The sequence below is a fragment of the Gemmatimonadales bacterium genome (genome assembly GCA_030697825.1).
Lineage (GTDB): Bacteria > Gemmatimonadota > Gemmatimonadetes > Gemmatimonadales > JACORV01 > JACORV01.
In genome coordinates, this window is the sequence record JAUYOW010000324.1 from 1 (window position 1) to 1,022 (window position 1,022).

The 1,022-nt window shown below is 68.4% G+C and carries 1 protein-coding gene; it reads right to left on the bottom strand.

From position 1 onward, the window contains the following. Window positions 1–476, bottom strand: a 476-nt coding sequence (locus Q8Q85_16180) for an aldo/keto reductase (protein MDP3775797.1), incomplete at its 3' end; no start/stop codon positions are given. Window positions 477–1,022: the final 546 nt, after the last annotated feature.

Consider the following 1,022-nt stretch of genomic DNA (forward strand, 5'->3'; position numbering starts at 1 on the left):
CGCAGGGAGACGTTACTCACGCCGAGGAGCCGCGTGCGGCCGGCATCGCGCTCCTTCACCATCGCGGCCCAAACCTCCGCGTCGTAGTCGGTCCAGCCGGAGCCGGAGGCGGGCCCGTGCAGCACGTAGCTGTCGACGTGGTCGGTCCCGAGGTGCTCGAGCGAGCTCTGCATCGACTGGGCGACCTGCGTGGAAAGGTCGGCCGCGGGGTCGTAGGGCAGCCGGTGGTCCTGGCCGGGCTGGGAGGTGAATTTCGTTTGTAAGAAAAGATCCGCGCGCGTGACCACCCCCGCGCGGTAGGCGGCGGCGAGCCCCTGCCCGACGCCGCCCTCGAAGTAGTGCCGCCGCTGGTTGGCGGTGTCGATGCCCCTGAAGCCCATCCGGAGCGCCAGCTCGATGAGGGCCTGGGTGCGGTCTTCCTTCCAGGCCGTGCCGTAGAGGAAATCGGGAACGGGTGCGGGATGGTGCGCTGGCATTGCGTCATTCTGCCATGGTCACCGCTCTGGCCGAAGTGAAACGCCTTCCGAAGCCGAGCGTCCCGCTCTGGACGGTGAACCAGCTAGCGCGCTATGACGCGGCGGGCGTCAGGCGCTTCGTCGACCTGGCGCGGCCCGTCTACGGGCAAAGGCATCACCGCCCAGGACTCTTGACTCTGGCCGTCGGCCAGCGCGATCCTGGCTCTCGCCAGGGGGCAAGCGGGAAAGGCTAGTGGGGTCGTCGGTATGGCAGTGACGCGGGAAGCTCGGGTGCGAATCTCTTGGCACCGGAATGCCGAGACGCGCTATCCGTACGGTGCCGTGTCTCCCGACGCCGATCGACTCGAGCCCCTCGGATTCCCTCCGCCCTGGCCCACCCGCCCGTGGATCTATGCAAACGTGATCACGTCCAAGAACGGGATCATCGCCTGGAAACGGGCAGGGGCGCACGACGATCCCGTCCGCGCGATTGCCGGCGGTGACGTCACCCGGTCGGGCCGGCTCGCCGATCTGCAGTTCATGCGCTATCTCCGCGCCTGCGCCGAT